The 25,530-nt window shown below is 66.1% G+C and carries 18 protein-coding genes and 1 pseudogene; 8 read left to right on the top strand and 11 right to left on the bottom strand.

Annotation, left to right across the window (positions count from 1 at the left end; genetic code table 11):
• Positions 1–21 precede the first annotated feature (21 nt).
• On the top strand, positions 22–1,227 hold the full coding sequence (locus tag ACFC8N_RS17215) for a cytochrome P450 (protein WP_376288780.1): 1,206 nt from the start codon (positions 22–24) through the stop codon (positions 1,225–1,227).
• 213 nt (positions 1,228–1,440) lie between these two features.
• On the opposite strand, the gene ACFC8N_RS17210 is transcribed toward ACFC8N_RS17215, so the two are convergent.
• The 5 genes from ACFC8N_RS17210 to ACFC8N_RS17190 all read right to left on the bottom strand — a co-directional run bounded on the left by ACFC8N_RS17210 (position 1,441) and on the right by ACFC8N_RS17190 (position 3,583).
• Positions 1,441–1,797: an ArsC/Spx/MgsR family protein gene (locus tag ACFC8N_RS17210; RefSeq protein WP_376288642.1), complete on the bottom strand. Its 357-nt coding sequence runs from the start codon at positions 1,795–1,797 to the stop codon at positions 1,441–1,443.
• A gap of 64 nt (positions 1,798–1,861) precedes the next feature.
• On the bottom strand, positions 1,862–2,518 hold the full coding sequence (gene folE, locus ACFC8N_RS17205) for a GTP cyclohydrolase I (protein WP_376288641.1): 657 nt from the start codon (positions 2,516–2,518) through the stop codon (positions 1,862–1,864).
• A 1-nt stretch (position 2,519) separates the two neighbouring features.
• A complete protein-coding gene (locus ACFC8N_RS17200) occupies positions 2,520–2,783 on the bottom strand; it encodes a hypothetical protein (protein ID WP_376288640.1) in 264 nt (87 codons plus the stop codon).
• A gap of 258 nt (positions 2,784–3,041) precedes the next feature.
• On the bottom strand, positions 3,042–3,245 hold the full coding sequence (locus ACFC8N_RS17195) for a DUF2231 domain-containing protein (RefSeq protein ID WP_376288779.1): 204 nt from the start codon (positions 3,243–3,245) through the stop codon (positions 3,042–3,044).
• Positions 3,246–3,280: 35 nt separating this feature from the next.
• Complete coding sequence (locus tag ACFC8N_RS17190; protein WP_376288639.1) at positions 3,281–3,583, bottom strand: DUF2231 domain-containing protein; 303 nt, start codon at positions 3,581–3,583, stop codon at positions 3,281–3,283.
• Positions 3,584–3,950: 367 nt separating this feature from the next.
• On the opposite strand from ACFC8N_RS17190, the gene ACFC8N_RS17185 reads away from it, so the two are divergent.
• Positions 3,951–4,283 carry a hypothetical protein gene (locus ACFC8N_RS17185; protein ID WP_376288638.1) on the top strand — a complete coding sequence of 111 codons (333 nt, stop codon included), beginning with the start codon at positions 3,951–3,953 and terminating at the stop codon, positions 4,281–4,283.
• Positions 4,284–4,441: 158 nt separating this feature from the next.
• On the opposite strand, the pseudogene ACFC8N_RS17180 reads toward ACFC8N_RS17185, so the two are convergent.
• A pseudogene (locus ACFC8N_RS17180) lies at positions 4,442–4,689 on the bottom strand (DoxX family membrane protein); the annotation flags it as partial.
• A 1,245-nt stretch (positions 4,690–5,934) separates the two neighbouring features.
• Here ACFC8N_RS17180 and ACFC8N_RS17175 point away from each other — a divergent pair.
• The 3 genes from ACFC8N_RS17175 to pglW all read left to right on the top strand — a co-directional run bounded on the left by ACFC8N_RS17175 (position 5,935) and on the right by pglW (position 13,616).
• Positions 5,935–6,927: a protein NO VEIN domain-containing protein gene (locus ACFC8N_RS17175; RefSeq protein WP_376288637.1), complete on the top strand. Its 993-nt coding sequence runs from the start codon at positions 5,935–5,937 to the stop codon at positions 6,925–6,927.
• 96 nt (positions 6,928–7,023) lie between these two features.
• Positions 7,024–8,883: a DNA/RNA helicase domain-containing protein gene (locus ACFC8N_RS17170; RefSeq protein WP_376288778.1), complete on the top strand. Its 1,860-nt coding sequence runs from the start codon at positions 7,024–7,026 to the stop codon at positions 8,881–8,883.
• A 413-nt stretch (positions 8,884–9,296) separates the two neighbouring features.
• Positions 9,297–13,616 (top strand): BREX system serine/threonine kinase PglW, encoded by a 4,320-nt coding sequence (pglW, locus tag ACFC8N_RS17165; protein WP_376288636.1) that lies wholly within the window; start codon positions 9,297–9,299, stop codon positions 13,614–13,616.
• Between the two features lie 54 nt (positions 13,617–13,670).
• Here the strand turns inward: pglW and ACFC8N_RS17160 are convergent, their stop codons facing one another.
• Genes ACFC8N_RS17160 through ACFC8N_RS17150 form a run of 3 tightly spaced genes read right to left on the bottom strand, consistent with a single transcriptional unit; the run spans position 13,671 to position 17,085 of the window.
• Positions 13,671–15,152, bottom strand: a complete 1,482-nt coding sequence (locus ACFC8N_RS17160) for a hypothetical protein (RefSeq protein WP_376288635.1) — start codon at positions 15,150–15,152, stop codon at positions 13,671–13,673.
• Positions 15,149–16,552, bottom strand: coding sequence for a KGGVGR-motif variant AAA ATPase (locus tag ACFC8N_RS17155; protein WP_376288634.1), 1,404 nt, complete (start codon positions 16,550–16,552; stop codon positions 15,149–15,151). Before ACFC8N_RS17155 ends, ACFC8N_RS17160 begins: the two co-directional genes overlap by 4 nt.
• Positions 16,549–17,085, bottom strand: coding sequence for a hypothetical protein (locus tag ACFC8N_RS17150; RefSeq protein WP_376288633.1), 537 nt, complete (start codon positions 17,083–17,085; stop codon positions 16,549–16,551). The genes ACFC8N_RS17155 and ACFC8N_RS17150 overlap by 4 nt, the downstream gene beginning before the upstream one ends.
• Positions 17,086–17,308: 223 nt before the next feature.
• On the opposite strand from ACFC8N_RS17150, the gene pglX reads away from it, so the two are divergent.
• Positions 17,309–21,049 carry a BREX-2 system adenine-specific DNA-methyltransferase PglX gene (pglX, locus tag ACFC8N_RS17145; RefSeq protein ID WP_376288632.1) on the top strand — a complete coding sequence of 1,247 codons (3,741 nt, stop codon included), beginning with the start codon at positions 17,309–17,311 and terminating at the stop codon, positions 21,047–21,049.
• A gap of 64 nt (positions 21,050–21,113) precedes the next feature.
• Here pglX and ACFC8N_RS17140 read toward each other — a convergent pair whose 3' ends face one another.
• Positions 21,114–21,302: a DUF397 domain-containing protein gene (locus tag ACFC8N_RS17140; protein WP_376288631.1), complete on the bottom strand. Its 189-nt coding sequence runs from the start codon at positions 21,300–21,302 to the stop codon at positions 21,114–21,116.
• A complete protein-coding gene (locus tag ACFC8N_RS17135) occupies positions 21,299–22,147 on the bottom strand; it encodes a helix-turn-helix domain-containing protein (protein WP_376288630.1) in 849 nt (282 codons plus the stop codon). The genes ACFC8N_RS17140 and ACFC8N_RS17135 overlap by 4 nt, the downstream gene beginning before the upstream one ends.
• Positions 22,148–22,346: 199 nt before the next feature.
• Here ACFC8N_RS17135 and ACFC8N_RS17130 point away from each other — a divergent pair, with 199 nt between their 5' ends.
• Both ACFC8N_RS17130 and ACFC8N_RS17125 read left to right on the top strand, forming a co-directional pair.
• Positions 22,347–22,787 carry an ATP-binding protein gene (locus tag ACFC8N_RS17130; RefSeq protein WP_376288777.1) on the top strand — a complete coding sequence of 147 codons (441 nt, stop codon included), beginning with the start codon at positions 22,347–22,349 and terminating at the stop codon, positions 22,785–22,787.
• Between the two features lie 193 nt (positions 22,788–22,980).
• A complete protein-coding gene (locus tag ACFC8N_RS17125) occupies positions 22,981–24,564 on the top strand; it encodes an ISL3 family transposase (RefSeq protein WP_376288629.1) in 1,584 nt (527 codons plus the stop codon).
• The last annotated feature ends 966 nt before the right edge of the window (positions 24,565–25,530 follow it).

Genomic DNA, 25,530 nt, shown 5'->3' with positions numbered 1-25,530 from the left:
GGCCAGACGACCACGACCGGGATGCCCGGAACGCTGCAACGGATCTTCGACTACTCCGCCCGGGCCAACCCGTACCCGCTGTATGCCGAGCTGCGCAAGACGCCCGTGGCTCGGCAGGAAGACGGCAGCTACGTCATCAGCACCTACCGCGAGATCACGGACACGCTGAATGACCCGCATCTGAGTTCCGACGTGCGCAATCTGTCGCATGCGATGCCCTCAGTCGAGGGAGCGGCCACGTCGTCGTTCATCCACATGGACTCGCCCGAGCACGATCGCCTGCGGCGTATGGCGATGCGCCAATTCGGCCCCCCGCACACGCCTGGGCTGGTGACCGGACTCGAAGACTTCCTGACTGCCACCGTCGGCAGTCTGATCGACGATCTGGCGGGCAAGGAGCGCATCGACATCGTCGACGATTTCGCCTTCACGTTCCCCGTAACCGTGACCTGCCACCTGCTCGGCGTGCCACGCGAGGACGAGCCGAGGTTCCACCTCTGGGTGAACGACATCATGAACGCGGTCGACTACGACCCGAAGACCGACCCGAAGGAGAGACGGGACAAGGGCGTACAGGCCCGCAAGGACTTGCTCCAGTGCCTCGGCGAGTTGGTGGAACAGCGCCGCGGCCGGCCGGGAGACGGCCTGCTGTCACGGCTGGCCAACGACGACGAGCCCGATGGCCGGATGGCCGACGCCGAGATCGTCGCCACCGCCAAACTGCTCCTCATCGCCGGCCATGAGACCATCGTCAACCTCATCGCCAACGGCATGCTGACGCTGCTGCGCCACCCGCGGGTGCTGCAACGCCTACGCGACGAACCGGCCCTCGTCGTACCGCTGGTCGAGGAAGTGCTGCGCTACGAGCCTCCCGTGCAGATCATTCCCTGGCGGGCGGCATACAGCGACATCACCGTCGCCGACACAGTCATCCCCAAGGGCTCGCAGATCATGCTGATGCTGGCCTCAGGCAGCCGCGACCCGAAGCGCTTCCACGATCCGGACCGCTTCGACCCGGATCGGCGGGACAACCAGCACCTGGGGTTCGGCAGCGGCATCCACCTGTGTTTCGGCGGCCCGCTGGCCCGGCTGGAAACCCAGATCGCGCTGACCGAGCTGGTACGCCGCCTCGACCGCCCCAGGCTGGTCACCGACCCGCCGCCGTACCGGCCCAGCCCCGTCCTTCGGGGTCCGATCCATCTGGACATCGAGCAGGGCGACAGTTGACGCAGCAGCCGAGGACAGTTGCAAGGTCGCGCCGTGGATGGCCCGGTCGGCTCTGCATCCCACAGCAACCCGCCACCACTGTCCCTGGCGCCGCCGTGGACCCGCATGACCACCGCTGAAGCGTGGCGAGCTGCTACGGATAAAGCCGACGCCAACAGGCCGACCGCCAGCGGTCGTCGTCGGAACGCTGCGTCTGTCCGGAGGCCGGACGACTCAGGCAAGAACGGACCGGATGGCGTCGGCCGATCGGCCCACCACCGTCGTTCCGTCGTCCGCCGTGATGATGGGACGCTGAATGAGGATCGGATAGTCGGCCAGGGCCCGGATCCAGTGGTCGCGGTGTGCGGCGTCGCGTTCCCAGGTCGACATGCCGAGATCGACCGCGGCCAGCTCTCCGGTGCGGGTGATGTCCCAGGGCTCCAGATCCAGCCTCCCCAGCACCTGTTCGATCTCTTCCACGGTCGGTGGCTGCTCCAGACAACGGCGCACCGTGTACTGGGCGCCCTCCGCATCGAGCAGGGAGAGAGCGGAGCTGCATTTGGAGCAGGAGCGATTGATCCAGATCTCCATCGGCGTGGGCCTTTCGGTTGTGTTCCGGTCGGGGGCCCGCCGACGTGTGTGATGTCAGGTCTGGTCAGGAGTTCGCGCCGGTCAGGGCTAGGAATTCACTGCGGGAGCGGCCGTCGGTTCGCAGCAGGCCGAGCAGGGTGGAGGTCAGGGTGCTGGAGCCGGTGGCCTGGACGCCTCGCAGGGTCATGCAGGTGTGCTCGGCCTCGATGACCACGCCGACGCCCTTGGGTTCGAGGTGGGTCTGCAGCCAGTCGGCGACCTGCTTGGTCAGACGCTCCTGAACCTGCGGTCGGCAGGCGATGTGCTCGACGATTCGGGCCAGTTTCGACAGGCCGACGATCCGGGCGCCGGGCAGGTAGCAGACGTGGGCAACGCCGACGAACGGCAGCATGTGGTGCTCGCAGACGGTCCGGACAGGGATGCGTCGGGCCAGCACGAGTTCGTCGTAGCCCTCGTCGTTGGGGAAGGTGGTCAGGTCGAAGGGGTGGGGGCTGAACTGTTCCGCATACGCGCGGGCCATCCGGCCCGGTGTGCGGCGCAGGCTCTCCGACGCGGTGGAGATGCCGAGGGCGTCCAGGAACTGACCGGCTGCTCGTTCGGCGGCGTCCAGGTCGATGCCGCCGGGCTCGTGGACCACCCGCAGGGCGGGCCCTGCGGGTGCTTGTTCCTCCTGGTCGGCGGTGCGTATGCGGGCCGTGGCGCGGTGCGAGGTCTCGGTCATGTCAGCTGCCGCCGATACCGAGGGCAGTGAGCAGGACGAGGACGAGGGTGACCATGGCCAGCAGGCCGTGTGCCAGGACCACGGGCAGCGGGAAGTGCCGTTCGGCCGGAACGGTCCCCTCCGCCCCTGCAGCAGCCGGGGTGGCCGTGGCACGGTCACGGTCACGGTAGACGGGGATCCAGCGGGCCAGCATGACGAACCCCAGCAGGGCGACAGGCAGCAGCAGGCCGAACGCAGTCCACGCGAGAGCGGTCTTGTCGGCCACGACATAGATGATCCACACCACCAGCCCGAGCGCAGCGAGGGCGAAGTGGCCGAAGACGACGGGTGCGGGCAGGCGGCTGGTGCCGGTTTACTGCTGGCGGATTCCGCCACGTTGGATCCAGGTGCCGAGCATGTAGAAGCCGCCGAGAGCGGCGACCACCCAGGTGATCAGTGCGGCGATGTCCGTGAGGGAACTCCCAGGTGAGGTTGTGTTGGAGGCAGTGGGACGAGGCGGGCCGTGGCAGGGCGGGGGACCGGGTCAGGCCGGGGTGCGGGCGCTCCTGTCGGCGGGCGTGTATCCCTCGGCCTGGGTGCTTTCGTCGGCGACGCGCACGCCGTAGCGGTAGGCGAGTTTGCCGCCCAGGAACCCCGAGACTCCCAGCACCGCCACGCTGAGCGCGGACAGGACGAGCCGTCCGATCCCGACGCTTCCGCCGTCGGCGTAGTCGCCGTACCGCCACAGGAAGTTGACGACGTAAGCGGCGGTTACCAGCAGGTTCAGCTCATGTGCACCATTGCGGTGCGGAAGGCCGGGGTGCCGGCGGAGATGGTGAACAGGTCGAGGAATCCGACCATGGCCGCCAGCAGGGCACCGATCACACCGACTGCGATCAGCCACTCCGAGGACTGGGTCAGGAATCCAGGACGGTGCGCGACGTGAGAAGCGATGTCGAGCACGAGGCTGGTCACCCAGGCACCGATCGGCACGGTCACCAGCATCGGATGGAACGGGTGCCCGTACATGCCGGCGAGCGCGGCGCTGACCGGACGCTTGGCCTGAAGTTGTGACTCACGGGTCATCGCAACCTCCCTTCTAATTCACCAACGAATCTTGGTCTCATTGCGAGGAAGCGCGTGTCCGCCGAGCCGTCACCCGCGACGAGGCCGCCGCCAGCGTCGGCATCTCCCGCAAGCTCTCCGCCTTCCACCTCGACAAGCTCGTCGAGGCCGGCCTGCTCCGGGCGCGGTACGAAACGCCCGGCGGTATTCGGAAGGTCGGCAGGCAGCCGAAGGTGTACGAGCCTGTCGACGCCCAGATCACCGTGAGCATCCCCGACCGGTGCCACGAACTCCTGGCGGACCTGCTCCTGGACGCCGTTCTGACCGAGGGCGGGGACGAAAGAGCCGCGCAGGCGGCGATGCGGACCGCTGAGCGACGAGGTCGGCAGTGGGCGAGGCCGCGCGGGAGCAGACCCGCCCGGGCCGTCTGGGCCCCGAGCGGGGACTGACCGCGTGCGAGCATCTGCTGGACGAGTACGGCTACGAACCCGTCCGGGACACCCCCACCCAACTCCGGCTGCGCAACTGCCCTTTCCACCCGCTGGCCGCGAAAGCCCCCGACCTGGTGTGCGGCATGAACCACGCCTTCCTCAGCGGCTACCTCGACGGCCTCGAAGTCAACGGCCTCCAGGCCGTCCTCGCTCCAGAGCCGGGCGAGTGCTGTGTGCGGCTGGGCCCGCGCGGCTACGACGGCGACGGCCAGGTAGCTCAGGACCGCTGACCCCACCACGGCCTGGCCCACGCCCTGTCGGACGGATGATCGCAGCCCGTCACCAAGGGCTCAGTGGACCTGGATGTGCCGGTCCATCCCGAGCCGCTTGTGTCTGCCGACCGGGCGGTACACGTCGTATGTTCCCTTCTTGAGGGACACCGTCAGCGCAACCGACCGGGGCCGATGGCGGCGACGGCCAGAGCAACGATGGCGATCCCGACGCTGTACTCCACACCACCGTCCGTCTCCCACAAGCCGCGTGGGCGCCGGTGACGGTCGCCATCGCATTGATCATCACACCGATCAGGGCAGCGGCCGCGAGCGGGGTGAGCAGCCCGACGGCCAAGCCCAGGCTACCGAGGGAGAGGCCGCCGATCACTGCGAAGACCTTCCCAGGGCGATAACCCAGGGAGGCCTTGGGGTCTTGGAGGTCCTCGGTGGAACAGCGTCCGGCGAAGGCGAAACGGATCACGTGCGGTCAGATCCCCAGCGGGTAGGGCGTGGAGCGCGGCACGGGTGTTATGTGGAGTGCTCCGGGCTCGGGATGTAGCTGGTCGGGATCGGTGCCTATGGCGTGAAGAAGCTCCAGGAGGGTGGCAGCAGCGGATGCGGTCACCTCGGGTGGCTCCTCGGGGAGGGCCACGTGGATCTCCAGGGGGTTGTCCGGACTTGAGTAAAGCTCGGATGGGGGCTGGGGCATACGCTGCTGGGCGTCGGGGTCAGGGGAGTCGTCGATGCTGGCACATCCCGTATAGAGATGTTGAACGTTGGTTTTGCCGCTCTGTGCCGCCCAATGACCGTTTAGGCAAGGTGGCCGACTGCGGATTCCGTTGGTCCATTCCGGCACGGACTGAACCCGGCGTACAGCCCGACTCGTCTGCCATCGGGGGCCCTGACCAGGGGAAACGACGTGGTTGGGGCCTCGGAGTGTCTGGCTGGGTTTCCCGGCTGTGCACGGGGGTGGGGTGCTATTGCAGGCTGTGAGCGGCGCGAGGGTAGGAGCCCTCGGCGGGGGACACGGGGCATGGGGACGCGCGGACCATGGTCCGGCGCTGGTGAGCTGGTGATCCAGATGGCCGTTCCGGTGAAGCGAGTGGGCACGTAGGCGGCGCTCCGGCTGCAGCGTGCGGAGCCGTCCCTCGCGGTCCTTTGCTGCTCCCCGTGTTGCCGGCAGAGCCACCGGGTGGTGAAGCGTGACCAACCCCGCGTCACCTCACTTGTCCCTACGTCACCCTGCAGTGGCGGCGGGGATCGAAGTCCTCGAACTGGTTGATGCGGTCACCGCCGACGGCCCATGCAGGGCGAGTCAGCGGCATAACGGTCGTCGGCATTGCCATTGGCGGGTCGAGCCACTCGGCTTGATGGGAATACAGATCGCGTGTGGCCAAGACCGGGCGAACCAGCGGGCTCTGGTTGCGGCGGGGCCAGTGCAAGCTGACGGGACGTCGGCCGGTGATCGGTTCCGTGGAGATGAGGCGCGACCTTGCCCCTCTCGTCTCCTGTGTCTTGTGCGCGTTGCCAAGTCGCCTCCCAACGGACTTAGTTATATGAAAATATGAGCGTCATGCGGACTGGTTATGGAGCTCAGCCGACCGTTGGGATCGACGTAGAGGCAGGCGGTCACGGAGGAAGGCACTTGTCGAGGCACGAGGACAGCCGCATGGACGATCTTCCTGCCCCCCTCCACCGTCCGTCGCCGACAGCCTCCTTCGTGATGGTCCACGTCGGGCAATCGCCCGAAACCCGGCGCAACTTGCAGTACGGGATCGAAACCCGGTCGTGGGGGTTCCCTCGGTGGAGGCCCGAGTACCGGTCCGCGCGCCCACGTTTCGCAGTGTTGGGCACGGGAGTGGGGCCGCGCGTAAAACTCGACGTATGGAGTACCAAGAGGATCACTCTGTACCTGTTCGAAGTACGTGAGAACTTCTACGAGGCAGAGGCTCCTCACTGGCCGGACGAGGAAGCCGAGAACGCCATCAAGTACCCGGTGCGCTTCGGCATCGAGCCGTTGGCTGTGCTCCACGAGGTCAGTCTCGATGAGGACGGGCCGCTTGGAACGGTTGCCAGTGACGCCATACGTATTTCAGGGACTCAACAAGGCATAGGCATACTTGTCGACATGGACCCGCAGCCATTGCTCGATGCGGCCGGGATCCCGACGAACTGGTCCGAACAGCAGACGGTGGCCCTGAACCGCACCCCCGGCTTCACCGAGGAGCAGGTGAAGCCGCCCAAGCCGCCGAAGCGGCCCTCCAGTGGAGCAGGCTTCGTCTCCGACCCCAAGAAGCGCAAGGCCATCGAACTGCACGCGGAGGACATGGCAGTCGCTCACTACGAGGGGGAGGGATGGACAGTCGAACGTCTGGGCAAGCCGTACGACCTCCACTGCACTCGTGGCAGGGAAGAGCGCCGCGTTGAGGTGAAGGGGACAACGGGAGCGGCCACAAGCGTCGACCTGACGATCAACGAGGTCGAGCATGCTCAGGACCCGCAGAACACCGTGGACCTGTTTGTGGTCAGCGACATCAAGGTGGACTTGCGGACCGACAACTACACAGCGAGTGGCGGCAGGGTGCTGCACCTCTATGACTGGGCGCCGGCCGAGGAAGACCTGAGGCCGCGGAGCTTCGAGTATCGACTGCCGCTCGCCTGACTGCCCTGATGCACCGGACAGGTTCCGGGAGCCTCCGCCAGCCCCTTGCCTTCGAATCCACCGTCCTCATGGAGATGGTCCGTGCCTCTTCTGCGCATGTCCGCACGTGCCCTGTTCGACCAGTGCCGTGACGGAGGGTTCTTCGAGCGGCTCGCGCAGAAGTACCGCTTCGTACTCTCCCAGGACCCGTCTCCCAGTGAACGCCACTCGTGGGAGAACAGTCTCCCGGCCCTGGCAGAGGTTCTGTGTGACGCGGGGCTTGATGACATCGAGGTGCTGATCGAGCACCGGTTACCCCTTACCAGCCTGCGCGCAGACGTTATCCTTGCAGGCTCCCACCCCGCGACGGGCAGACCATCCTTCGTCATCGTAGAGCTCAAGCAGTGGAGCGAAGCGCGCCTCGTTCCTGGCACTGACAATTTATGTTTAGTGGCAAGAATGGGTAATCGACCGGTTCTACATCCCGTGGCCCAGGTGCGTCGCTACTGCGACTATCTGCAGGACTTCACCAATGTGCTGAGTGATCAGGAGGACGCCGTCGCAGGCGTGGCCTATCTGCACTACGCAGTCGATCACAATGTCAGTGAACTACTAAGATATCCCGACGCGAGGGCGCAACTGTTCACGGATACATCCCGCGGCGAACTAATCAAGTATCTGCAGGCCCGCCTTTCTGCCCTGGATGGCTCGCCCGAGGGTGATTTTCTTCTAGCTAGCCCCCAGGCTCCCGGACGTCAACTAATGCGTGCCGCCGGTGCTGAGATAATCGACGGTGGTGCGTTCCTCCTAATGGATGAGCAAGAGGTAGCGGCTCGTTTGGTGAAGCGGGCAGCGGACCTGTCGCGACAGTCAGACCAAAAAGAAGTCATAGTGATATCCGGGGGTCCCGGTTCGGGTAAGAGCATAATTGCGCTGCACCTCATGGGACACCTCGGGAGGAACGGGCGAAGCGTTGTCCACGCAACCGGGTCCAAGTCCTTCACCACCACTCTCCGGCACGTCGTCGGCACTAGGAACGGCCGTATTCCAAAGCTCTTCCGTTATTTCTTCGACTTCGCAAATGCCGAACGAAACGGGCTGGACGTCCTGATCTGTGACGAAGCCCATCGCATTCGCCAGTGGTCGTCGGGTCAGGGCACGTACGCCGGGCATCGGAGTGGTCGAAGCCAAGTGGAGGAACTCATCGACGCAGCCAGGGTTCCCGTCTTCCTCCTCGACGAGCATCAGGTCGTGAGGCCAGGGGAGATGGGAAGTGTCAAGACCATTGACGAGGCGGCTCACGCGCGTGGGTGCATTGTTCGCCATGTCGATCTCAACAGCCAGTTCCGGTGCGGCGGGAGTCGTGCCTACGAATACTGGATTCTCCGTCTCCTCGGCCTTGAGTCCGGTGGTCCGATTCAGTGGCGGTCTGAGGAAAATTTCGAGTTGCTCGTCGCCGAATCGCCTCAAAGAATGGAGAGATATCTCCACGGTCGACAAGAATCTGGCTATACCTCTCGCATGACGGCGGGATTCTGCTGGCAGTGGAGCGATCCGCGAATTGATGGCAGCCTGGTCGACGACGTGGTCATTGAGGCATGGCGCAGGCCCTGGAATGTCAGAGGTGAGCGAGCTGTAGGTGGGGCGCCCGTATCCTCTCTCTGGGCCACTGATCCCTCAGGCTTTGAGCAGATCGGGTGCATTTATACGGCGCAGGGATTCGAGTACGCCTGGAACGGAGTGATCTTCGGTCCCGACCTGGTGTGGCGCGGAAATGAATGGCGCGCTGTTCGTGAAGGGAGCGAGGACCGCACGGTGAAAAAGGCGGCGCCAGAAGCTTTTGACCGACTCATACGAAACACTTATAAAGTGCTACTCACGCGTGGACTGGCCGGAACCGTACTGTACTCAACCGATCCCGAGACTCAGGCCATGCTGGGTAGCCTGGTTCCTACCGAGATCAAGCAGGGTCCCTGAGTGAGTAGCCCTTCGCCGACTACTCGAGTCGCCGCGGCCTCCGAGGAACCGGACGACGCCGACCTGCTCAACGTTCGGGCACGCAACCGGCGGCGGGGCTGTCGGTGGTGGAGGTGTTCCGGGCCGACGAGTAGGCACCCGTGCCGACGGCTCGCATACCTGTCCACCAGCAACACGCCGCTCCCGTTGTGGCCGAGCCGTGAAACAAACACGGATCCGGCCTGTCGGCGGGGCGCGGTAAGGTCGATCAGGGGATTTCGCCCTGAACGGGGCTTGGAGCATACAGCGGAGGTCGGACGGTGACGGCAAGAGACTCGCGTCCGGTGCCCAAACCGGGGCCGCCGCGTCCGGTGCAGCAGTGGTTTCAGGATCGGCCCTCGCCTTTTCCGTGGGAGCAGGACGCCCTGGATCACGTGCGCCGCCTCATGCCGGCCGTAGAGCCCTATCGTGCGTGGGCGACGTTCTCCTTCACCGCTCAGTCGGGCCGCATCAACGAGTGCGACCTGCTGATCGCTGTACCCGCGGGCTTCTACCTGATCGAGATCAAGAGCCATCCGGGACGACTGGAGAACATCGGTTCCACCTGGAACTTCCATGCTTCCGACCGCACCAGGACGATCAGCAACCCGCTGCACTTCAACGACGCCAAGTCCAAGGACCTCAAGAGCCAGCTGCTGTGGGCGGCCCGCAAGTTGGGCATCCCGGAGCGGTCCGTGCCCCGCGTGGAACCGGCGATCTTCCTCTCCGCGCCGGACCTCGAGAGTCGCCTCGACGACGTCCAGAAGGTCAAGGTGTACGGCCGTGACGACCTGCACACCGGCCTGAAGCGCATCTGGCAGGACTTCCTCGGCCTGCCGCCCGACCGTCCCGAGCGCCGCATCACGCCGGACTTCTCCCGGAACACGTTGCCGCGCCTGCTGAAGGCCATCGGCATCGCGCAGTCCACGGCGCATCTGCGGTTCGGCGACGCGTGGAAGATGCAGCCCCACCCGCTGGACGCGGGGCCGTCCTGGGAAGACCGACTCGCCACGCGTGACGACGGTCTGGTCCAGGAAGAGGGGCGTGTCCGCGTCTACCTGGTCAGCCAGGGAGCGACCGAGGCGGCGAAGAAGTCGACCGATCGCGCCGCCCGTCGCGAGTACCAGGTCCTGCAGGGCGTCACCCACCGCGGAATCGTCGAGGCTGTCGAGATCCGCGAACACCAGGGTGGGCCGGCGATCCTCTTCCGCCACCGCCACACCGACCTGCGCCTCGACCAGTACCTGGCGACCTACGGCGGCAAGCTCACCCCCGAGATCCGCCTGGACCTCGTACGCCAGCTCGCCGAAGCCGTCCGCTACGCGCACAACCGCTCCCTCTATCACCGTGCGCTGGCTGCCAGGTCTATCTACGTCTCGTTCAAGGCCGATGGACTGCGACCCGAGCTGCGCATCACCGACTGGCAGACCGCGGCCCGCGACTTCGACAGCAACGCCACCTTCTTCCGGTCCATCGGGGGCTCCGCCCTCGACGCCGCCCTGATCGAGGACACCGCACGTGTCTACCTCGCCCCGGAGACGGACCAGCCGTATGCCGATCCTGCGGACCTGGACGTCTTCGGCCTCGGCGCCATCTCGTATCTGATCCTCACGGGTCAGCCTCCCGCACCCCAGCGAAGCGGTCTCAGCGAGCGGCTTCGCGCAGACGGGGGCCTGCGCCTTTTCGCCGTCGCAGACGGCTTCTCCGACGCGCTCGACGACCTCGTCTTCCAGGCGACCCGCGCCGACGTCAACGAACGTCTAGGCTCCGCCGAGGAGTTCCTCGACCTGCTCGACAACGCCGAGCGGGCCAGTGTGCTTCCGGAGACGCCCGCATCCGTCGGCGTCGACCCGCTGGACGCGCTGCCCGGCCAGTCCCTGGACGCCGAATGGTCCGTCGGCCGGGTCCTGGGCACCGGGGCCACCGCCCGCGCCCTGCTCGTGGAGCGCCTGGTCGAGGACGAGGACGGCCGTGTGGACGTCGACGAACGCGTCTTCAAGGTCGCCCTCGACGAACAGAAGGCCGAGCGACTGCGCGTCGAGGCCCGCGTCCTGAAGGAGGTCGGCGGCGGTGCGGTGGTGCAGCTGCGCGGCGAGGGTCTGTGCGAGATCCACGGACGGACCGTCCTCCAGCTCGAATACGCGGGTGAGCAGTCCCTGGGCGCCCGGCTGCGCAGCAAGGGGCGGTTGACCTACCACGAGCTGGAGCGCTTCGGCGACGACCTGTTCAAGGCCCTCGACCAGCTCGCTGCCAATGGCGTACGCCACCGTGACCTGAAGCCCGACAACTTCGGCATCCACCACAGCAAGGACCGCATCTGGCGGCTGAAGCTCTTCGACTTCTCCCTCGCCGACGCCTCGGAACGGGACATCAAGGCCGGCACGCGCGGCTACCTCGACCCGTTCCTCGGCTCACTGCGGCGGCCGTACTACGACGACCACGCCGAACGCTACGCTGCGGCCGTCACACTTCACGAGATGGCGAGCGGGGAGCGCCCCATGTGGGGCGACGGCCAGATGGACCCGCTCACCAACGAGTCCGCCGAACTGTACGTCGCGACCGAGCTGTTCGAGTCCGCGCTGAGTGACGGCCTCACCGCGTTCTTCCGGCGTGCGTTGCACCGGGACATCGAACATCGCTTCGACACGCTGCGGCAGATGAACGACGCGTGGCGTGAGATCTTCCGGGTGGCGGACTCGACGCGGCCCGCCACCACGCCGGCCACCGTCGGCCAGCTTGCCGAGGACACCGAAGAGGCGCGTGATGCCGCGGCTGCGGCCGCCGACGCCTCGACGCTCCTGGAAGCCGCCGGCCTCTCGCCGCGGGCCGTCTCGGTGGCCAACGCCCTGGGCGCGACCACGGTCGGAGAGCTGCTCGAGATCCCGCCGTACGCGATCTCGAAGGCGCGCGGTGCCGGGGCGCTCGTCCGCAAGGAGCTCAACCGCCGCCGCAAGCAGTGGGCGAGCGCGGTGGCCCGGACGGCGACCGTCCCGGCACCCCGCGGCCCGGCGGTATCGGCCGAGGCCGTAGCGGACGAGACTGGTGCGGGCCTCTCCTCGATCCTTTCGATAGACGACATGGCGGCCCGGCTCATGCCTGCCCCTGGTCGCAAGGGATCCCACCGCGCAGACGTGGTACGGCTCACGCTCGGCCTTCCCCCGGAGGAGGGCGGGCTCTCGCCGCTCGGCCCTTGGCCGGTCCAGGCCCGGATCGCCGACCACCTCGGGATCAAGCAGCCGCCCGTCTCCCGTCACCACCGCCTCGAGATCAAGCAGTGGGCCGAGCTGGACTGGCTCGCCCACGTGCGCAAGGAACTCGTCGAGGTCGTCGAGGCCGCGGGTCGCGTGATGACGGCGCACGAGGCCGCCGTGGAACTGCGCGTCAGGCATGGCGCCGGCAACGACACCCCCGAGCGCACTCTGGCGAAGTCGGTGGCCGTCGCACGGGCCGCCGTCGAAGCGGAGATGTGGGAAGGCGAGGGTGCCGAACAGCACGAACCGCTCCTTGCCGTTCACCGGCGCGGCGAAACCGTGCTGATCGCGGCGGAGTCCCTGCCCGGGACCGACGACCCGAGCCCACGCGAACTCGCGGACTACGCGACCGAGCTGGGGACTGCCGCCGAACGTCTGGCGCGCCAGGAGCCGCTTCCCGGACGGGCCGCCGTGGTGCGGGAACTGAGGACCGTGGCGGCGCCGGACGGATTCGTCCCGCTCGCGGACACCCGCCTGGTGGCGCTGGCCGCCGCTGTTGCCCCGATGATCGAGGTCACTCCGCGCCTTGAGCTGTATCCGCGCGATCTGACCCTGGAGCGTGCACTGCGGATCTCCCAGGCGGGCGCCGGCGTGCGCAGGGACCGCGGCATCACGGTCGCCGAACTCGTGACCAGGCTGCGGGCCCGGTTCCCGGACCTCGATGTGCTCTCCGGAGACCGTGAGCCGACGTATGTGGAAATGGAGTCGGCGCTCGCCGAGGCACGCTTCGACCTGAGCTATGACGCCAAGTCGTCGACGTTCCTCCCACCTGCGCTGGAGTCGATGGTCTCGTGGACGTCAACCGGCACCCACACGAGCTACCTGCCCTACGCCGCCCGCCTTCCGGTGCTGGGCGACGCGCCCATGGATCCGCACGAGGTGATCCGGGCCAAGCTCACGGCGTGCGTCGAACGCGGAGGCTTCCTGGCCCTGACGGTGCGGGCGTCCCGGCTTCCGGGTGCCGCCCAGGCGGTGGCCGCGTCCTATCCGGTCGAGAGTGCTGACCTGGGGCGTGAATTCCTGGCCGAGTTCCGGGCACTGGCCGCGGAGAAGGGCCAGGACTGGGAGAAGGTTCTACGCGCCGACGCGGGATCCGCCCCAGGCCAGATCAAGAGAGGCCTCGCGTCCTTTGTCCGTGTCGTCTGGCCGCGTGTAGAAGCCCGCCTGCTGGCCCGTGCGGCCGCACCGCGCACGGTGCTGTTCCTGCACAACGTGGGCCTGCTCGCCCGCTACTGGGACGAAGGCGGCCATGACACCCTGGTCCGCCTGCAGGCAGCGGCCCGTCGACCGGCTGACGATCCGCACGGGCTGTGGCTGCTGTGCCCGATGGAGGTCCGCTCGCGGACGCCGCAGCTCGATGGGAAGACGGTCGAGGTGATCGGCGGGGACGGAGAACGGGCCTACCTGGACAGCAGGTTCCTTGATTCGCTCGCGGGCGAGCAGGAGGCGGAAGAGGCGTCCTGAGGCCGGTGGCGTACCGCCAGCCCCCGGCGCAGGTGCGCTGCGCCGGGTCGGCTGCTACTTGGCGGTCCGGCGGGGCCGGGAGACCCCACCCTTGCGGCCGATGTCGAAGGCCAGACGGTAGACGTCGGGGAGGTCCACGGCGCCGCTTGCGCGTTCGGTCATGACGCCGAGGGCCGTCAGTTCCTTGATCAGGCCGAAGTAGTCGCCGACGTCGGCCGGGCCGCTGCCGTCCTCGCTGTCCTCCAGCAGCTTGCGCAGTTCGGTGGCGAGGGACTCCGTGGACCAGATGTGGATGACCACGGACGGCTCCATGGGGACCTGTGTGCCGCGCAGTTTCTCCACGGCCGTGGCGGCCCAGCGGATGTCCTCCTTGATCTCCGCCACGCGGATCTGGGATGCGTCCTGGACGGCCTGCCGTATCGCGTCGTGGTGGAGGGCGAACTCATGCCCGGGATGCCGGTCCCGCGTCACCTCGGCGGCCTTCGACACCGCGCGGAGCATCGTGCGAGGGCTGATCTCCCCGTTGCCGTCCTGGAGATGGTTGGGCAGCCAGGTGTAGGTGTAGCCCTTGCGGTGATCGGAGCCCATGTGCAGGCCCGCCATGTCGCCGAAGACCTTCTCCTGCCGCTCGGGATCGGCGATGACCTCGACGGGAGCGGTGTACCTGCCTTCACCCTGCGGGTGCCACGGGCCGGTCAAGGCCCGGAACTTCTCGGCCTCCGGGCCGGGCTGGTTGCCGAGCCGGTGGAAGAGCATGCCGTAGAGGTTCTCGGGGGTCCAGGTGAGTTCGGCGCGGTTGGCGTCGAGTTTCGAGGCGTCGGCGAAGTCCTTGGGCGCGCTGGCGTACATGTCCGGACGAACGAAGATCTTCGCCCGGATGCTGCGGAAACTCAGCCTCATGTCCAGGGCCACCGCGAAGAGGGCCGAGACGAGCCTGTCGACGACGGAGCGGTCTTGATGCAGATGTTCCAGCGCATCGAAGATCAGCAGATGGGGACTGCCGTTCTGCTGGGCATCCCTGTCCCTGTCCCACAGGGCGCTCTCGCATTCCTCGGGATGCTCCGCCACCCAGTCGATCCGCGCGTGCCAGCTGGGGAGGTGTACGACGGCCGGAACTTCCAGAGCGACCAGAATGACGGCGAACCAGAAGTTCTCGCAGAACTCGCCGAACTCCTCGCCGTCATCAGGTGCTTGTTGAACCAACTTGCGGATGATCTTCCGGGTCGGGTAGGCAGCTCCGCTACCCCCGCCCCTGCCATGACCGGTCGTGACGTTCAGCCCGCTCAGGCGCGGGATCATGTAGGAGGCCGCGGCGACCTTCCGTAGCTCCTCGGTCTCGAGCACCTTGGTCCAGTACGTCTTGCCGGTGCCGCGTGCACCCAGAACCACCGTGACGTCGGGGTCGAGGGCGCGCCGGTGGCTGGACGGCGTGAACATCCTCAGCAGGTCCGGCTGTTCGGTGTCCGCGTCGAATGCGCTGCCGGGTGCGTGGAGGAGCAGAGTCCGGTACTCGTCGGGGGTCAGGTCGTGAGTCATGACGCTTCCGTACGGGGCTTGGGGACCAGCCGGTCGAGTGCGGCGAGGAACCGTGCGTAGGCGGCCTCGATGAAGGGCAGTTCCAGCCAGTCGCGGCTGCGGTACGGGTCGAGGCCGACCAGGTCGTTGCCGAAGAGGATGGGGATGGGGGCGTGAGGCGCGTCGCTGTCCAGTGGCGCGGGATGGAAGACCGCCGGGACATCCGCGTCGGGGGCGAACTCATCCACGACATCTGCTTCCACGTCGTCGTACAGAAGCTCCGAGAACGTCTCGTACGCCTGGTCGCGCAGTGCACCGAGCCGCTTGGCGTCGCCCGCGGAGTGGAACATCGCGGCGACGATACGCAGTCGGCTGCGCAGCTCGCTCGCCCGGTCCGGTCGCTGGGCCCACTGCCTGAACATCATGCGGTAGCCCTCCCAGGTGGAGGGGTTGTTGACGGCGAAGAGCAGAGCGAGCCCGCTGAGCTGCGTCAGGGTGACTGCCGCGATGTCGTGGATGCCGGCGCGGCTGTCGAGGAGCACGACATCCGGCCGCCGGGAGCGTTCGGCCACCAGGTCCTCGCAGGCTTTGATGGCGTTTTCGAGGCGCAGGCAGAAGGGGCGCGGCTGACTGCCGGGTTCGGCGGCAGGCAGGTCGCTGTAGATGCGGTTGAGCTTGGCGAGATAGTCGTACGGCTCTCCCTCGCGCGGCTTCCCGCTGGCGGGCGCGAGCCACACTTCGCCGTTGCCCTCGATGCCGGGCAGGACGCTGCTGCGGGTGACGAGGTCCAGGTCCGCCTCGTTGCCGACGGCGGACTCGACGAGGTGGTCGACGATGCCGTGGGCGGGCAGGCCCGCAGGGTTCTCCAGGAGGGACGATACGCCGGGGGACTCGAGGTCCAGGTCGACAACGAGCACGCAGTAGCCGCGGCTCGCCAGGTGGCGCGAGAGTATCGCCGTCGCTGTGGAGCGGCCGACGCCACCTTTGAAGCCGTAGAGGGCGATGCGCCTCTCGCGTCGTTCGGAGGAGGGCGAGGTGTCGGTGTCTGTGTCGCGGGACCAGTCGGCGCCGACGACGGTGCGTTCCAGGACGGCGACCTGGCCTGCTCCGCCTGGCTCGCGGTCGCTGCGGACGACGAGTTCGGCGGAGTCGAAGAAGAGCTCCGGAGCGAAGAGGGAAGAGGCGGTCTGGACGGGCTCGGCACCCGTGAAGGGGTGCGTGAGTGCCGGGAACTCCTCGCGGAGTTTGACCAGTTCGGGAGCTTCTGGTGCGAGAGCCTGCTCGCGGTCGTCGATCAGGAGTGAGGCCCGCCCCAGGAGGTCGCGTACGAGGACGACGTTCCGGCCGGATGCGGCGGCGGCCGCGTCGGCCTGGGTGAGTGCGGCCGACCACGTGGTGTCGAAACGAGGGGTCGGGTTCATCGGAGCGTGCCGTTTCCTGTCTGGCGTGCGTACTCGAATGCGGCTATCAGGTTGTAGGCGGCCTTGAGATGCTGCTCGATGTCGCTTGTGGATATCGAAGTGCCGCTGCAGTATCGCCCTGCGACGTGCCAGCTCTGGAAAGGGTTCTGCTGCAGCATCTGTTGGAACACCGGTCCGACCCTGCCCTGACTGATTTTGACGACCTCGGCGAGTTGGGCCCACAGGTCGGGCAGGTGACCGTGCTCGTACTCCTTGGGCGGCTGGGGCTTCACCTTCTCGCCCGGCGTCGGCTGCGGCGGAGGGAGCTTGAGCGCGGGGGAGAACGGCTTGTCCTTGGTGCTGAGCCGCGAGCCGAGGTAGGCGAGGAGGATCGCCTTGATCGCGCACTCGGCGGCCAAGCCGGCGAGGTGGTCGGCGGAGACGGATAACTGCGCGTCCGCGGCGAGGCGTGCCGTGCGGTAGTGGTGCTCACCCGCTGCCCGGAAGTCAGGGGGCGGCGGAGTGGGCGGGGCGGAGGGGGTCGGAGCCGTCACAGCGATCATTTTAACTTCGGGATCTTTCGGAGAGGGAGGGGTTTCCCTGGTTTGTGCGGGAAGTCGATCACGTTCCTTCCGGCTGGTGCGGGCGGTGGGGCTGGCAGGATGGGGGTGAGCTTTCCTGTCGTGGTTCCGGTCGCGGTTCGGGGCGGGTTGCGGTCGTGGTCGCGGATTCCGGCCACGCGGAAAATGGTGCAGTGCGGTCAGAAGGATGCGAAGAGTGACGGATGCGGTTGCGGGGTCGGGTTCGGGGTCCGGGTCCGGGGTGGACAGGGTTGCGCTGCTGAAGGACCTGAAGCGGCAGGTGGCCGCCCTGGAGGATGATCTGCGCGAGCGCAGTGACTCGGTCGAGGAGTTTCGCGTCCGGCTGCGCGCGGAGTACGACCAAGCCCTGGAGGCGTCGCGTACGGCGGCGACGTACGGGGCGTGGCGCGACGAGCGGGTCACGCAGGCTGCGGCTGCGTGGGTGCTGGCCTGTGTCTTCGTACGTTTCTGTGAGGACAACGGGCTGATCGAGGAGCCGTTCATCGCCGGCCCTGGTGAGCGGCTGGTGGAGGCGGAGGAGCGGCACGAGGCGTACTTCCGGGAGTTCCCGCACCTCAACAACCGGGACTGGCTGATCGCAGCGTTCGATCATGTGTCGTCGACCAATGAGACCGCGGCCGGGCTGTTCGACCGTGCGCACAATCCGCTGTGGGGACTGACGCCGAGCTACGAGGCGGCGACCGAGCTACTGGGCTTCTGGCGGAGGTGGGGAGCGGACGGTGAGATCCGGTACGACTTCACCGACCCGGAGTGGGACACGCGGTTCCTCGGGGACCTGTATCAGGACCTGAGTGAGCACGCGCGCAAGACGTACGCGCTGCTTCAGACGCCGGAGTTTGTCGAGGAGTTCATCCTCGACCTGACGCTTGAACCTGCTGTGAGCGACGAGGAGTTCGGGCTGGATCCGGTGTGGGTCGGGCCGGATGGGGAGGAGCGGCGAGGGCTGCGGACGATTGACCCGGCTTGCGGGTCTGGCCACTTCCTTTTGGGGATCTTCCGGCGGCTGGTGGAGAAGTGGCGGGTCGCTACGCCGGCTGCGGATGACTGGACGGTGGTTCGGCGGGCGTTGGAGTCCGTGCATGGTTGCGACAAGAACCCGTTCGCGGTGAGTATTGCGCGGTTCCGGTTGCTGGTTGCAGCTATGAAGGAGGCGGGGGCGCGGAGGTTGGCTGAGGCGCCGGTGTTTCCTATCAATGTGGCTGTGGGGGATTCGCTGCTGCATGGGCGGGGGGCGGCGGGGATTCAGCAGGAGTTGGATCTTTTTAATTCTGAGGAAGATGAGGCCGTAGAAGTCTTTGCCTACGGTACGGAAGACGTATGGGATTATGTGCGGCGCGTTGACCTCCTAGGGCGCGGGTCGTACCACGTCGTGGTAGGAAACCCGCCGTACATTACAGTCAAAGATAAGAGGGAAAACGAAAACTATCGGCGTGCTTATGATGCTTGTTCAGGAACTTTCGCTCTCTCGGTGCCATTCGCTCAGCGACTCTTTGAGCTTGCGGTGCGCGCCAACGGATCCAGTCGTGCTGCAGGATATTCAGGGCAAATTACGGCGAATTCTTTTATGCGGCAAAACTTCGGGAAATCCCTCATTGAGGATTTTCTTGTTGGGGTGGACCTGTCTCATGTGATCGACACGTCGGGTGCTTATGTTCCGGGTCATGGAACTCCTACTGTGATCATCGTGGGACGGAATAGGCTGGGCAGGAGCGGCGACCCTGTTCGCCTGGCTCAAAAAATCCAAGGAGAACCTGATCAGCCTGATAACCCTTCACGGGGAAAGGTTTGGTCGGCTATCGTGGAGCAAATCGGTCAGCCGGGGAGCGAGTCTAAATGGATCTCCGTAGTTGATGTTGACCGTCGCCAGCTGTCCATGCACCCTTGGTCTCTGACTGGTGGTGGCGCAGAGGAGATCATGAAACACTTGTCGACTGGTCGTGATCAGTTGGCGACGGTAATTGAAAAGCCCATCGGTCGCGCAATCCGGGCTGGCCTGGATGAAGCGTTCACTCGACCGCTTCGAAGGGTGTTCTCTGGTCGCGCTAGCAGGCGAGCCCTGCGCCCCCTTATGGCAGGTGAAGGGGTTCGCGACTGGAGTGCGCAATCCACTAGCGCTATTTGGTATCCCTATGATTCAACCCTAGGTGACCGCGGACTTTCGCTGGAGCTGTGGCCGTACCGTGTTCCGCTCTCCGCTCGGCGAACTTTTCAAGGCGGCATGAGTGATGCGGGACTTTCGTGGTGGGATTATCAGCAGCATACTTCATCTGCGTACCTGACGCCCCTGTCTATTACGTTTCCGTATGTTTCAACATATCCTCATTTCTCCCTTGATCGGGGTGGGAGTGTATTTAAGCAGACTGCGCCCGTAATTAAGGCACCTCCCGGCAAGGGTGAAGATTTCTACCTTTCTGTACTAGGGCTGCTTAATTCGTCTGTGGCGGCCTTTTGGCTCAAGCAGGTGTGCTTCGACCGAGGGAATGGTGGAATCGGAGGTGGAATCTCTGATGAGCTTTGGGAACATTGGTATGCGTTCAATGGGCGTCAGATCGAGCAACTCCCTTTGCCGTCTCATTTTCCGGAGTCGATCGGGCGGATTCTTGATCAGCTGGCGCATACGTTGGCGGACTGTGAGCCGCATGCTCTGTGTGACGCTGTTGTGCCAACGCGCGCTGTCCTCGATGAGGCCTGTAGTGTTTACGCGCGTACGCGTCAGCTCATGATTGCTCTCCAAGAAGAACTGGACTGGCAGGTTTACAGGCTGTACGGCCTGCTGTCTGACGGCGATGAAGCGCGGGTCACTCACCCGTCGCCTTCACCTGAGACGACTCCGGAAGTTTGCCTCGGGGAGCGGGCATTTGAGATCGTGCTGGCGCGGAAGGTGGAGCGGGGCGAGGTTGAGACCGCGTGGTTCGAGCGGCACGGCTCGACTCCCGTGACCGAAATTCCTAACCGTTGGCCCGCTTGGTACCGGGACGTCGTCCAGGCCCGCATCGATCTCATTGAGAGCCGTAGGGATATCGGACTCATTGAGCGGCCCGAGTACAAGCGCCGATGGGCTACCGAACCTTGGGAGAAAAAGGAGAGGGTGGCTCTCCGTACCTGGTTGCTGGATCGGTGTGAGGATCGGTCGCTATGGTTCGCGCTCCGCGAGGGAATGGAGCAGCCAAGGACCCTCACCGTAAACCAGCTTGCAGACACGCTGAGTTCAGATGCCGATGTCACTTCCGTAGCCTCGCTCTACGCAGCTGACCACCTTGGCAAGCCGGACCTTCCCCTCGCACAGGTCCTCGCCGACGTCGTCGCCGACGAGCACGTTCCGTACCTTGCCGCCATGCGCTACAAGGACTCCGGGCTGCGTAAGCGTGAGCAGTGGGAAGAGGTCTGGAAGCTGCAGCGGGAGGAGGACACGAGGGGCGAGCGGCTCGACATTCCCGTGCCGCCCAAGTACAGCTCCGCCGATTTCCTCAAGACGTCCTACTGGTCCAACCGCGGCAAGCTCGACGTCCCCAAGGAGCGGTTCATCTCCTACCTGGAGGCCAGCCCCGACGCCGATTCGACCATAATGCTCGGGTGGGCTGGCTGGGATCACAAGGACCAGGCCCAGGCGCTGATCAATCTCATCGAGGACCGTACGACAGAGGGTGGCTGGGGTACCGAGCGGATCACGCCCCTCATCGCCGGGCTGTGGGAAGTCATGCCGTGGGTGCGCCAGTGGCACGGTGAGTACGACCCCGAGTGGGAGAGCGCGCCGGCCGAGGACTGCGATGCCTATCTGGAGGAGCAGATGGCCAAGCATCAGCTCAGTGCGGCCGATCTGAAGGCGTGGCGGCCCGTGAAGAAAACGCGGGGGCGGAAGGTCGCCGCCAAGAGGTCCGAGGCTGCTTCCGATCAGTCCGCCCTCGACATCGAGTAGTCCGAAAAGGCTTGGGGCGGCCAAAGCATGAAGGCTTTGGCGGCCCCAAGGATGCCCCGGCGCTTCAGACTTGGGATTGGGTCGCGTACGCGATGAACTCAGACCAGGCGGTGGGGGAGAGGGCGAGCTGTTCGCTCTCCCGCTGCTTCGAGTCGCGCACGTGGATGGCTTCGGCCATGGCGACCTCGACACAGTTGTCCCCTTGTGTGCCGCTGTAGCTGCTCTTGAACCACGTCAGCTCGGTGGTGCTCATAGCGCTCCTCGCATCTGCTTCAGCAGGCTCACGGTTGCCTCCTGGCTGAGGGCCTGCGAGCGCATCTTGCCATAGCGCTGAAGTAGGGCGCTGGTGTCTTTCGGGTCGCTGATCAGGGCGCTTCCCTGTTGGCCCTCGAAGTAGCCGAACCACTGGTGCTCCGGAGTCTCGGCCAGGTACATGGGGCCATCGAGTCCCGCGTGATCGGACTGGTGCAGTGGCATGATCTGGAGTTGCACATTTCGCAGTTCGGATCGCTCCAGCGGGAGGTCGATCAGGATTCGAGTGACCTCATCTCCGCCGGTTCGGCGCTCGAAGACGGCCTGCTCGATGATGAAGCTGAAGGCAACGTTCTGCCTCTCTGTCAGTAACCGCTGCCGCTCCAGTCGTGCCTGAACCTGCTTCTCCAGTAGATCGTCTGTCAGCGGAGGCAAGCTACTCAGGAAGACCGCCCGTACGTACGCCTCCGGCTGCAACAACCCCGGAAGAGTCCTGCATTCATACGCATAGAGCGAGATCGCCTCCTCCTCGATCCCCGCCCACTGCTGAAACCACGACGCCAGCCCTTGCCTCCGCGTCAGATTCCGTGCCGCCGCACGCAGCACCTTCGGCGCCTCCAACACGTCCCCCGCTCGTGCGATGAAGTTCGGTTGCGGGAACCGCCTGCCCTGCTCCAGCTTGGCGATGGCGTGCACCGAGTAGCCGACGATCTCGGCGTACTGCTCCTGCGTCAGCCCGACCGTCTCACGCAGCGCCTTGTGCACCGCGCCGAAGGTCTTGAGGCTGTCCGACACCTCTGGTTCACTGCCACCGACTTCGGCTCCCGCGTCCCCGACGTTCACCACGCCCGGCCACCTCCCGCACTTGCCCGCCGCCCCGCTGGACCATCAGCCCACTCATGGTCACGGAACGCTACTGACCCTGTCCATTGCGTGAACCAGTACAGCGCGGCTGTACCAGTGTCGTGCCTGTTGAACCGAGTGCTGCACCGGAACGCTGGGCGCCGTGACCGCTCCATACCCCCAAGTCCCCGTCACCGTACGTATGTTCAGTCAGCGGCTCAGCGCCACCCGCCGCGGTGCCCGTCTCGCCCGCCGCTTCACCACTCAGCAACTCCACGCCTGGGGAATCCCATACGGGTCCGACCCCTCCGAAACCGCCACCTTGATCGTCGCGGAGCTGGCCGCCAACGCCGTACTCCACGGGCGCGTACCCGGCCGGGACATCGCCCTGCGCCTCACCTCCGGGGTGGAAACGGTCCGCATAGAGATCTCCGATGCCCGAGGCGAGTGCCTCCCGGTTCTCCCGTCCACCCCTCCTGGCGGCGACGCCGACACCGGCCGTGGCCTCCTTCTGGGCGATGCCCTCGCCACCCGCTGGGGTGTCGACACCGATCCCGGCCCCGGCAAGACGGTTTGGGCGGAGATCGACCACCGCGCCGACTCCCGCGTCTCCTGCCCCGATGGCGAGGCAGCCCGCCTTTGAGTCCGTGAATTCAAGCTCACGGAGCACTGTCAGTGCCTCCTGCCACCCTGCTCCCATGAGCATGAAACAGACCTACTTATGGTTCGTCTTCAACCTCTGGTTCCTCGCCTGACGGCGGTCATGACAAGCGGCTCTGATCAACATTTCGGGATGACCATACGTAACCGATCTCCAACCCCCTTGTTGACCAGGTGTGTTAGGAGATCACATAGCCAAGACGCTGCTGCCGCACCTGGCCAGCGTCGCGATCGAGGACCTGCGAGCTGATGGTGGACGTATCTGTATCACCGCCTCGGCGGCCGCTCGCTCAGCCCAGTGCCCAGGCTGCGGGACGCACTCACAGCGAGTCCACGACCGATATCGTCGGCGGCTCGCTGACGTCGCGATCGGTGGACAGGCGACGACGATACATCTGACGGTTCGCCGGTTCCGGTGCGAGCAGTCGTCGTGCCCGCGCAGAACCTTCGTCGAGCAGGTCGACGGGCTCACCTTCCGCCACGGCCGCCGCAGCCAACTGCAGCAGGCGATGCTGATATCGATCGCACGCTGCCTGGCCGGTCGGGCTGGTGCCCGGCTCGCCGCCCTGCTGCACTGCACGATCAGCCCGAACACCCTGCTCAACCGTGTGCGGAGGCTGCCTGCCGAGCCGCCGAAGCAGAGCCCGCGGGTACTGGGCGTCGACGACTTCGCACTCAAGCGCGGTCACGTCTACGGCACGGTCCTCATCGACATCGAGACCGGCCGCGTCGTCGACGTCCTGCCCGACCGCACCGCCGAGACCTTCACCGCCTGGCTCGAAGAACATCCTGGCGCCGAGATCGTGTGCCGTGACCGCGCGAGCGCGTACGCGGAGGCGATCCGCACGGCCGCGCCGAATTCGGTCCAGATCGCAGATCGCTTTCACCTCTGGCAGAACCTGTGCAAGGCGGTCGAGAAGTGCGTCGTCGCCCACCGCTCCTGCCTCACTCCGGCCGAGGCAGCGAACCAGGACGCCCTGGTGGAACGGCCTGCCGAGCCGCCGGCGATCGAGGGCAAGCGGGCCGCGAACACGCGCCGCAACTTCGCGGCGGTGCACGAGATGTACGACAAGGGCGTCGCCATCGAGGTGATCGCCAAGTCCCTGCGGATGGACCGCAAGACGGTCCGCAAGTACGCCCTCGCGACAGTCGTCGCGGACCTGCTCTCGCCGCCGCGGCAGAGCCGACGGATGCTGCAGCCCTGGGCCGAGTACCTCAATATGCGCTGGCAGGAGGGGTGCACTGACAGCGGGCGCCTGTTCCGCGAGATTCAGGAACGCGGCTACCGCGGCAGCAGCCGCAGTGTCCGGCGCTGGCTCGAGCCGTTGCGCTCCGCCGAGTCGCCGACCCCGAAGAGGTCGGAGGCGCCCACGGTCCGGCAGGTGACCGGCTGGCTCACCCGTCACCCCGACAACCTCAGCTCCGGTCAGCAGCTCCGCCTCAAGCGCATCCTGGCCGATTGCCCTGAACTCGCCGATCTACGACGGCACATCGCGGCGTTCGCCGCGATGATGAAGAAACTCGACGGCCGTCTGCTGCCTCGCTGGATGAAGGCGGCCCAGGGCAGCGAGCTGCCACCCCTGCGCGGTTTCGCCCGCAACCTCAGCAAGGATCTCGACGCCGTCACCGCCGGCCTCGCCCAGCCCTACTCCAGCGGCATGGTCGAGGGCCACGTGAACCGGGTGAAATACCTCAAACGTCAAGGGTATGGACGGGCCAACTTCGATCTCCTGCGGCGCCGCATTCTGCTCACACCGTGAACCGATCACGTACGGTCATCCCGAAATGTTGATCAGAGCCGAACGACATGGCCGTTGACACTCGCCACGCCGTGCACGCTGATCGGTTACTACATACCGTGGGTGAGCAGGACGCGTAGAGCTCGAAGTGCTGACATACAAACCGCTTGTGGATCAGGTACACGCCCACGCCACCTGGGCACAGCTCAGCCGCCTCTTCCTGGTCGCGCCCGGGATGCTCGCCTCAGTCGCGCTCGCCCTCGTCGTCAGTCCCTTGGCCTGGCGCACCTCGTCGCTGTGGGCGATCGGTGTCTACCTCACGTTCGTCTATGTCTCGGCCGCTCTGACCTGCGTCGACATCTGGGCCGTGCGCAACGCCGACTCGGCAGGCACCGTCGCAGCCATGCGTGTGCTGGAGTCCTTCACCACACGTGCCGACAAGGCTCCTGCCAAGTCGACGCGGGCGGCCTGGCAGAGCCAACTGATCGAGCAGCTCTGGCACGGCTCTCGTACGGCGTGCCCACAGGGAGTCCGCCGGCGCCGTTCCGGGCAGTCGCTTGGACATGAGGCAGAACACCGCACGTGTCGTACGCGCCTTGCGCCACCGTGCCACACTCGTCCACGGCGGCGTCGAAGGTCAAGAGCGGCGAACTCGTGAGCGTGAACTCTGTCTGCTGATCTGCAGCATTCTCCAGTACAGCAGTCGCCCGCGGACGGAGGTCGTGGACTTCCGCGTAGTCGAGGCGGACTGGCTTGCCAGCGTGCCAGATGCAGTCCCTGAGGCGACCGAGGTTCCCTCTACGAAGGCTCGGGTGCTGGTCCCGCTTCTCTTCATCTGCGCTCTCACAGCCGTCGCCGCGGCCCTCGGCGTGACCGGTGCCGCAGGCTAGTTCACCCCGCCGATCGTCGTCGCGCTGGCCATGGCTGCCGCGCCCCTCGCGCGCCGTTTCGGGGTGACCGTCCTCGACGCCTTCGCGGAACCGCCAT

Origin of the sequence: Streptomyces sp. NPDC055966, assembly GCF_042269865.1 — a bacterium.
Classification (GTDB): Bacteria; Actinomycetota; Actinomycetes; order Streptomycetales; family Streptomycetaceae; genus Streptomyces.
This window is presented reverse-complemented; position numbering and strand designations above follow the sequence as displayed.